9 protein-coding genes are annotated in these 7967 nt (G+C 61.7%); 1 reads left to right on the top strand and 8 read right to left on the bottom strand.

Features of this window, described 5'->3' with window-relative positions; translation table 11 throughout:
- Positions 1 to 81: 81 nt before the first annotated feature.
- The 4 genes from L0H65_RS10145 to L0H65_RS10130 form a co-directional block, all read right to left on the bottom strand.
- Positions 82 to 1158: a Hint domain-containing protein gene (locus L0H65_RS10145; protein ID WP_301458759.1), complete on the bottom strand. Its 1077-nt coding sequence runs from the start codon at positions 1156 to 1158 to the stop codon at positions 82 to 84.
- A gap of 207 nt (positions 1159 to 1365) precedes the next feature.
- Positions 1366 to 2922: a trimethylamine methyltransferase family protein gene (locus tag L0H65_RS10140; protein WP_301458758.1), complete on the bottom strand. Its 1557-nt coding sequence runs from the start codon at positions 2920 to 2922 to the stop codon at positions 1366 to 1368.
- 117 nt (positions 2923 to 3039) lie between these two features.
- The gene (locus L0H65_RS10135; RefSeq protein ID WP_301458757.1) at positions 3040 to 3729 is read right to left on the bottom strand and encodes an HAD family hydrolase; all 690 of its coding nucleotides are present in this window, start codon (positions 3727 to 3729) and stop codon (positions 3040 to 3042) included.
- A 66-nt stretch (positions 3730 to 3795) separates the two neighbouring features.
- Positions 3796 to 4077 (bottom strand): DUF3572 domain-containing protein, encoded by a 282-nt coding sequence (locus L0H65_RS10130; RefSeq protein WP_301458756.1) that lies wholly within the window; start codon positions 4075 to 4077, stop codon positions 3796 to 3798.
- A 142-nt stretch (positions 4078 to 4219) separates the two neighbouring features.
- Between L0H65_RS10130 and L0H65_RS10125 the strand changes: the two genes are divergently transcribed.
- Positions 4220 to 5608 carry a diguanylate cyclase gene (locus tag L0H65_RS10125; protein WP_301458755.1) on the top strand — a complete coding sequence of 463 codons (1389 nt, stop codon included), beginning with the start codon at positions 4220 to 4222 and terminating at the stop codon, positions 5606 to 5608.
- A gap of 32 nt (positions 5609 to 5640) precedes the next feature.
- On the opposite strand, the gene L0H65_RS10120 is transcribed toward L0H65_RS10125, so the two are convergent.
- The 4 genes from L0H65_RS10120 to L0H65_RS10105 form a co-directional block, all read right to left on the bottom strand.
- Entirely contained in the window at positions 5641 to 6159 is a 519-nt protein-coding gene (locus L0H65_RS10120; protein ID WP_301458754.1) for a periplasmic heavy metal sensor, read from the bottom strand.
- Between the two features lie 3 nt (positions 6160 to 6162).
- Positions 6163 to 6513 (bottom strand): dihydroorotate dehydrogenase, encoded by a 351-nt coding sequence (locus L0H65_RS10115; RefSeq protein ID WP_301458753.1) that lies wholly within the window; start codon positions 6511 to 6513, stop codon positions 6163 to 6165.
- 1 nt (position 6514) lies between these two features.
- Positions 6515 to 7111 carry an RNA polymerase sigma factor gene (locus L0H65_RS10110; RefSeq protein ID WP_301458752.1) on the bottom strand — a complete coding sequence of 199 codons (597 nt, stop codon included), beginning with the start codon at positions 7109 to 7111 and terminating at the stop codon, positions 6515 to 6517.
- 81 nt (positions 7112 to 7192) lie between these two features.
- On the bottom strand, positions 7193 to 7690 hold the full coding sequence (locus L0H65_RS10105) for an EF-hand domain-containing protein (RefSeq protein ID WP_301458751.1): 498 nt from the start codon (positions 7688 to 7690) through the stop codon (positions 7193 to 7195).
- Between the last annotated feature and the right edge of the window lie 277 nt (positions 7691 to 7967).

The raw sequence follows: 7967 nt of genomic DNA, 5'->3' as shown, positions 1-7967 counted from the left end.
GTCCCCGGAGGTAAATCCGGGGACAGGCGGGCTTATATAGGCGGCAACAGCAGTGTCAACCGCGCAATTCGGATCGGATGGTCAGGCTGCCAGCTCGTAGCGCAGGATCGCCGCCTCCGACCGCGCGAGGTTGCGCCGAGCGTAATCACCGTAGGCGGCGGGATTGTCGCCAAGCCCCGGCAACAGCGCGAGCAGGCTATGCCGCTGGCTCGGCTCAATGGTTTCCAACGCGGTGTTGGACGGATGAAAACTTTCGGTTTCCAGCCCATTTGCCCAGATCACCTGATGCCGCGCCAGCAGGATATGCACATAGGTCACTTCGGTCAGCGTCAGGTCCACGGTGATGGAGCGGTCGTTGATCAGGTCTTCCGCCGCAACCAACACTTCGGCAGTGTTGAACAAGGCCCGCGTTCCGGCCCCCTTCACCAGCATCCGATGCTGCGGCGACACCAGCAGATCGGCATCCGGCCGACCCTGCCCCAACGCCCCGGCGGCAAAACGGATCGGGCGCAGGTGTGGCATGGCGTAAAGCCGCGCACCGGTCATGCGGCGATGCCCGGCCCAGATCACCTCCTGCGCGCCGTTGTCTTTGGTCTGAACGAGGTCACCGGGCCGCAAGGTCTCAATTTGCGCCGTCCCCGCCACCGTGCGGACCATGGTTCCGGGCGTAAAGCAGATCACCCCGCCCGCCATCCTGTTTGCCGCTGCCGTTGCCGTCTGGTCAACCGCGACCCGGACGACCCAAAGCTCCACCCCGGCGGGGGGCAGATTGTCCAGAAACATCACCAGTCGCGCGCCACTGTCTGGCACGTCGATCAGCGTTGCAGTGAAACTTTGCAAGCCATCGGTGACGACAAAGCCCTGTTCTGGCAGATCGGTGGCGTCGTCGGCGTCAAGCCCGGCCAACTCCGCCGGCTTTGGTGCCAATGCCGCCCCGATCAATCGCCTGACCATATGCGCTGCCCGTTTGCGCAAATCCGCCGCCCCTTCGGCCCCCTCCAGACGCAAGACGCCGTGCGCGCTGTCCACCCTGATCGCCTCGCCCGTCCAGCGCCAGGTGGCGCCAACGGCAAGAACGTCGAGTGGTGAAGCACGAAGCCCGTCTGTTTCGGTCTGTGACCAAGAGATGACGAACGTGCCCTGAAAGCCCGTCCTCATATCTGTATGCCTGCTCAATTCGTCTTTTTTTCGTTTCTACGTTAACGGTAGCAGGCAGGGGGCCGCTTGGCTATGGTAAAAAGGCCACGCTATGGCAAAAATGTCGATTCTGCGGCAGCGCGGTCTGGCATGGCGACGCCACAGCATCAAGCGCGCTGACAACGCGGGCGCAGCAAGTTTGGCGGGACAACCAAACCGTCTGACGATTCAGAAATCCGTCGGCGCGCCGCCTTCTTCTTTGCGTTTCGCGACAAAGGCAGCCAGGTCGTCGCGGTGATCCTCGTTCATCTCGGGCGGCTCGAATTCCCCGATGATCTGTTTGTAGATGCGATGCGCGCGCTCCTGCGTCCACAACCCGCCGTCCTGCTGCCACGCCTCATAATTGCGCCAATCCGAAACGAAGGGCGCATAGAATGCGGTCTGATAGCGGTCTTGCGTGTGTTGGCAACCGAAATAGTGGCCGCCCGCACCGACCTCGCGAATAGCGTCGAAGGCGAGGTCTTCGTCGCGGGTTTCCGTCAATGCGCTCTCAAAGTAGCGTTGGATCATTTGCAGCACTTCGCAATCCATCACGAATTTCTCGGGGCTGGCGATCAAGCCACCCTCCAGCCAACCGGCGGCGTGATAGACCATATTGGTGCCTGACTGCACAGCCGCCCACAGGCTGTTGCAGGTTTCCCACATCGCTTGCCCGTCCGGCACGTTCGCAGCACAAACCCCCGACGACCGCAACGGCAGCTTGTAGTAGCGCGCCATTTGCCCGGTCATCTGTGTCGCGCGCATATATTCCGGAGTGCCAAAGGCCGGCGCACCCGATTTCATATCGACGTTGGAGGTGAAGGTGCCAATGCCCACCGGGCAACCGGGTTTGATATATTGCAACAGCGCAATCGCCGAAAGCGCCTCGGCAATGCTCAGCGCCACCGCCCCTGCCAGCGTCACCGGGGCCATCGCCCCCGCGAGGGTGAAGGGGGTCACGATCACCGGTTGGCCCCGCCGCGCCAGACGCATCGCCCCGTCAAGCATCGGGTAGTCATGTTTCAACGGGCTGACAGAGTTGATGTTGGTGTACATCCGTGGCCTGGCGTCGAATTCCGCGTGGCTCAACCCGCCCGCAAGCCGCGTCATCTCCATCACATCTTCCACCCGCTCTGCGCCGAGCGAATAGGCATGAACGACCTTATCGGTCAGGGTCAGCTTTTCGTAAAGGCAGTCGAGATGGCGGATCGAGGGGTGAATATCAATCGGCTCCACCGGGTAGCCGCCCGCGATATGGATGCAGTTGAAATACTGCGTCAGCTTCATGAATTCCTTGAATGTCGCAAAATCGCCGGAGCGTTTTCCCCGCTCCATGTCCCATGAATTCGGCGGGGAGGAGACGTTGATGAACACCATATGTTTGCCGCCGATGATCAACTCGCGGTCAGTGTTGCGCGGGGTGATGGTGAAGCTGTCGGGCGCATGGCCCAGCATTTCCATCACGAAATCCTCGTCCATCCGGACGTTTTCGCCGTTCACCCGGCATCCGGCCTGTTTGAAGATCGCCACCGCTTCTGGGTTGAGAATCTCGATGCCAATGTCGGAGAGGATGCGCATGGCGGTGCGGTGGATGGCTTGCACGCCGTCTGCGTCAAGCGGCTCAATCGGCTTATCCGGGTTGACGGGGATGCGCCAAGGCATCTGGTCGATGACATCGCTTCCGGCGCGGGTCTTGTGGCCCGCGCGCCCCCCTGCCCTGCGGCGGCGTCCTGCTTCTTCGGTCATGGCGAACCCTTTGCGTCAGTGCCCATATCGACGGTCAGAATGGCGCAAGCAAAAGGGAATGCGCGCTCAACCAGCGACAGGATTGCGTCGTTTTTGGCCGCCTCCGTTCAAACGAGGCTATGCCAGACTGTCGATCCACGCGCCCAGATGGCCGATATTCGGCAGCACGGCATCGGCGTGGGGGGACAGATCCGCCGCGCCCGCGATCCCGGTCAGCACGGCAACAACCCGCATCCCCGCCGCGCGCCCCGCAACAAGGTCATGCACGGAATCCCCGACCATTACCGCTTTTTCCGGATCAATCCCGGTCTGGCTGGCGAAGGCCAGACACATGCCGGGGCCGGGCTTGGCACCATGACCGGAATTGTATCCCGCGACGAAATCAAAGAGATCGAGCACGCCATGCGCCGAAAGATGCGCCCGCGCCGGGGCCTCATTATCATTGGTCGCCAGGCCGAGTTTCAGCCCCCGTGCCCGCAATGCACCAAGAACCGCGCGCAACGGGACCGCAGGTGACATAACCGCCGATTGCGCCAAAAGGTTCAGATGATCCACAAGTTTCGATTGCGAGAAATGCGGCAGAAGCGGCAGCAGGCGTGCTGCAATCTCCTCTGCGGTGCCTGCGATCACCGGGCTGTCGGGGGCAAAGTCCTGCGCCTGTTGGTCGTAGCCGAGGGCATCCGCCATCCCCGCGGCATGATCGTCATCCCGCGCCAGTTCTGCCAGCAACCGGGCCGCCCAAAGGCCCCAGCTTTGCCGGAAATCGAACAAGGTGCCATCCTTGTCAAACACCACGCCTTCAATCATCTGCCACCCCTGAATTGTCCGTACCCACAACGTGCTGGCTTGCGGTTGAATTTGCAACGGCTGCCATCATGTCCAATTGATTTGTTCACCCCCCGGCAGGACCGCGCGCGCCTGCATCGGCGCCTCATAGCGCAGACCCGCCGCATCGCAAAACCCGATGACCCAGGCGTCATCCATCAGGATGAAATCGAGAACCGAGGCCAGAAATGCCGGTTGCGCCGCACCCTTGGTCAGATCGGAAACCGAAGCACCGCTTGCACCCAGAAACACCGGCAGCAAATCCTCGTTCGCTGCAAGCCAGCCAAGCGCCTGCAACGCAACGGTTTCTGCACTGTCTTGTCGTGCCATCGGCGGATTCCTTCCTAATACCGGGCGAAGGACTGCCCTCGCGCCCAATTGACCGAATTACACGACATTTGGAAAGACTTTCTTAACCAAATCGGAGGAAGGTTAATCAAATGTATTTCATGCGATCATGGGTGCCAATCCAATGTCAGGCAGAATTCTCATCGCGGATGATGTTGCGACGAACCGCATTGTCTACAAGGTCAAGCTGGGTGCGGCGTGCTACGCCCCGCTGTTTGCCGAAACCGGCGCAAGCTGCTTGCGGCTGGCGCATCAGGAAAAGCCGGACCTCATCCTGCTGGATATGGTCTTGCCCGATATGTCGGGAACCGAAGTATTGCACCGCCTTCGCGCGGACCCCGCAACCGCGATGATCCCGGTTGTGGTGTTTTCCGCGCAGGATAGCGCCGCCCTGCGGATGGAAGCGTTGGCCGCCGGGGCCGATGATTTTCTGACGAAATCGGTTGATGACCTGATTCTGATGGCGCGTTTGCGCAATCTGCTGCGGGGGAATGAAGCAATTGCCGATCTGGCAAGTGACAGCGCGCCGATCCGCGCGATGGGCTTTGCGGAACCGATATCGACCTTCCGCTTGCCCGGCACCATTGCAGTAATTACCCATCGCCCGGAAACCGCAATGCACCTGCGCCGCGATCTGTCGGGACATTTGCCGGATCAGATCACCATGATCTCGCGTGAGGCGGCACTGGCCGAAACGGGCCGCGCGGCGTCGCATGATATCTTCGTGATCGAAGACAACGCGGATGATCCAATGGGCGGCTTGCGCTTGATGTCGGAATTGCGCAGCCATGCCCAAACTCGCCATGCGGCGGTTTGCATCGTCAAATCGCGACTTGGCCCGGCAGAAGCGGCGATGGCCTATGATCTTGGGGCCGATGACGTGGTGGAAGCGTGCATCAACCGGCAGGAATTCGGGCTGCGCCTGTCGCGCCTGATGCAGCGCAAGCGGGAGGCGGACCGGTGGCGCGCGTCGGTTCGCGATGGTTTGCGGATGGCGATGATCGACCCGCTGACCGGGCTTTACAATCGGCGCTATGCGATCCGCCAATTGACGGAGATTGCGGCGAAAGCCAACGGCAGCCGCACGCCTTTCGCCGTAATGGTAATGGATCTGGATCGCTTCAAGGCGGTGAATGACCGCTTCGGCCACCCCGCCGGCGATGCCGTGCTGGTGGAGGTTGCAAGACGCATGATCGCCAATATTCGAACCGGCGATTTGCTGGCGCGCATCGGCGGGGAGGAGTTTCTGATCGCCCTGCCCGAAACCGATCTTGCCGCTGCGCGCGTGATTGCCGAACGCCTGTGCAACGCCGTTCAGGAAACCGCCTTCGCTCTGCCGGGTTTCGCCCCGATCCATATCACCGCCTCTATCGGGCTGGCGATTTGCGAGGGTGTGTCGGACTGGCAGCAGGAGCAGGAGCAGATCCCGCATCTGATCGAGCGCGCTGACCGGGCGTTGATGGTGGCAAAATCCGGCGGTCGCAACAAGGTCACGATCAGCCGGGCGGCGTGATACCCGCCCGTACGTTGAAAGGAAACAAGGCGTCAGTCACGCTTGGAATGATCCGACCTGCGCCCGCGATTCGATTTGCGTTGCAGGCTGTGTTCCAGCCGATCCGCGAAACCGGCGCGCTCCGCCGTTGTCATCTTGGAGAGTTGGCCGATCACGATATCGCGCCCGATCTGCTGACGTTCCACCGCGCGCGCGCCGCCTGCGTCCAATACCGCGCGCAAGGCGTCAGGCTGAAACGGTTCCGCCCGCAACACCGCAAGAGTTTCCTGCAAACCCTTGCGCATCTTGTCCCGCTCCGCGCCCAAATCCGGCTTTGCGGCGCGATAGGCGTCGCGCAGGGCTTTGCGGTCTGCTTCGGAAAACGCATCATTGAACGGGCCGAATCCAAGATCTCGGGTGACGATTTCATCGCGCCCGCGTTCATGCCGACCGAAAACCGCCCCCGCCACGATCCCGAGGATGACGAGGTTGAGCGTCAGCGACATGAACAAGAGCGGTCGCAACCAGCGCGTCGGCGGTTTGGCAGGTGGCGTCATCTTGGCATCGGTCATCATTCAACCCTCGGTCAGAAATTCATCGAAGCCTGCGATCACATCGACCGTTTCGACCTCTATTATCGTGTCGGGCGGCAACAATGCTTCGGTCACACGGTCCATCGCACCGGGTTGTGCAAAACCCAGCCAGACCCCGGCAAGCATCGCCGTCGAAAGCGCTGCCAGCGCCCCGCCGCCCCCAAGAGCGGCAAGAAGCGAACGCCAGAAGCCGGGTGCGGGCACCGGGCGAACCGTTGCGCGTGGTTGCTCCACCGCTGCATCGGCCAATACGCGCGTCATCAACGCGGCAGAGGCGACAGGCCGCCCTGCACGGGCAGTCGCAAAAAGATCGTCGAGATCAGAGTCCCGCATATCAGTTTCCTTCCTCATAGCCCAATTCGGCCCGCCGTGCTGCCAGCGCCGCCGAAAGCGCCCGTTTTCCCCGTGCGGTCAGGCTTTCCACCGCTTCCACGCCGATGTCCATCACAGCGGCAATTTCCGGGTTCGGCAAACCTTCGATATGGCGCAAGACGACCGCCTGCCGCTGCCGCTCCGGCAAGGTCTCCAATGCGTCATGCAGCGCGGCGATACGCTGCTTCTCAGCCATCGTCACCTCAACCCCCGGCGCGTCATCGGCCAGATCGGGCGCATCCTCGAACCCCACCGCGCGCCTTCGTTTGCGGCTGCGCAGGCGGTCGGTGCAAAGATTGGTGACGACGCGGTAAAGCCAGGTTGAGACCTTCGCCTCCCCCTGCCGCCAATCGGGTGCTATCCGCCATAAACGCAACATCGCCTCCTGTGCGACATCCTCTGCCTCGGCCCGATCACCAAGCAACCGGGTCGCATAGCCCATCACGCGCGCCACATGCCGATCTGCCAAAACCCGCGCAGCGATGGGGTCGCCGTTGGCATAGAGCACCAGCAAGGCGTCATCCGGCGTGTCAGAGGTGTCGTCAAACGGCATGCGCATCCCTAGGCCACTAAATCGTCAGCATCACAAGATCAATCGCCCCCTCCGGGCGTTGAAGCCGGAAGGGGGCGAAGCACAGGCTTAGTTATCATGCCCGCGTTTCTTGCCGTGACGGTCGCGGCGCTGTTCCATCTTGTCGCGGGCCGCGTCTGCCTCGGCCTTGGAAATTGCGCCATCGCCATCGGTATCGACCCGCGCGAACATCTTATCGCTGCGATCCGCGGGCGGCGCCATTTCCGCAAGCGACAGCACGCCGTCCTTGTTGGCATCCATCCGTGTCATCATGCGGTCCATGCGCTTGGCAAGCCGTTCTGCCCGGCGCGCCTCATGCCCAGCGATCAATTCTGCCTCCGACAGATTGCCATCCTTGTTGGTATCCAGCGCCGCAATCCTTGCCGCGTGATAGGCGGCGATCTCATCCTTGGTCACCTTGCCATCGGCATTGGCATCCATCGCGTCGAAATCGAACATCCCTGCCCCGCGCGGGCCTTTGCCGGTATCGGCCAGCGCGACGGTCGAGAAACTTGCCGCCACCAACGCGGCCAGTGTCAGTCCGGTCAACATATCCTTGGGGGTCATCGTGCAACTCCTGTCTGCTCTGAAAGGCTGTTTGCCCCTCTTCATGCTGTCTCAAACGGGGCAGGCAAGGGTTTCCGTCGCAAAGCGCCGCAGGTTTTTTGCGACATCCCGCCGCAACCCGCTTCTTTCTCTCCCCTTGCCTGGTAAAAACCTTTATGCAGGCTACATTGAAAACACCCGCGCCCCAGCGACACAGGATAATGCGATGATGGACCAAGCGACTTCAAGAGTTGCGGACAGTCGGGCGATGACGTCATGCTCGGCAGCGATGGTACCT

This window comes from Pseudorhodobacter sp. (genome assembly GCF_030452865.1).
Classification (GTDB): domain Bacteria; phylum Pseudomonadota; class Alphaproteobacteria; order Rhodobacterales; family Rhodobacteraceae; genus Pseudorhodobacter.
The sequence above is the reverse complement of the archived record's forward strand: the minus strand, read 5'-3'. Positions and strand labels throughout refer to the sequence as shown.

Coding starts and splice junctions, on each gene's coding strand:
- L0H65_RS10145 (WP_301458759.1), bottom strand. CDS start 1,158: ATGAGGACGGGCTTTCAGGGCACGTTCGTCATCTCTTGGTCACAGACC.
- L0H65_RS10140 (WP_301458758.1), bottom strand. CDS start 2,922: ATGACCGAAGAAGCAGGACGCCGCCGCAGGGCAGGGGGGCGCGCGGGC.
- L0H65_RS10135 (WP_301458757.1), bottom strand. CDS start 3,729: ATGATTGAAGGCGTGGTGTTTGACAAGGATGGCACCTTGTTCGATTTC.
- L0H65_RS10130 (WP_301458756.1), bottom strand. CDS start 4,077: ATGGCACGACAAGACAGTGCAGAAACCGTTGCGTTGCAGGCGCTTGGC.
- L0H65_RS10125 (WP_301458755.1), top strand. CDS start 4,220: ATGTCAGGCAGAATTCTCATCGCGGATGATGTTGCGACGAACCGCATT.
- L0H65_RS10120 (WP_301458754.1), bottom strand. CDS start 6,159: ATGACCGATGCCAAGATGACGCCACCTGCCAAACCGCCGACGCGCTGG.
- L0H65_RS10115 (WP_301458753.1), bottom strand. CDS start 6,513: ATGCGGGACTCTGATCTCGACGATCTTTTTGCGACTGCCCGTGCAGGG.
- L0H65_RS10110 (WP_301458752.1), bottom strand. CDS start 7,111: ATGCGCATGCCGTTTGACGACACCTCTGACACGCCGGATGACGCCTTG.
- L0H65_RS10105 (WP_301458751.1), bottom strand. CDS start 7,690: ATGACCCCCAAGGATATGTTGACCGGACTGACACTGGCCGCGTTGGTG.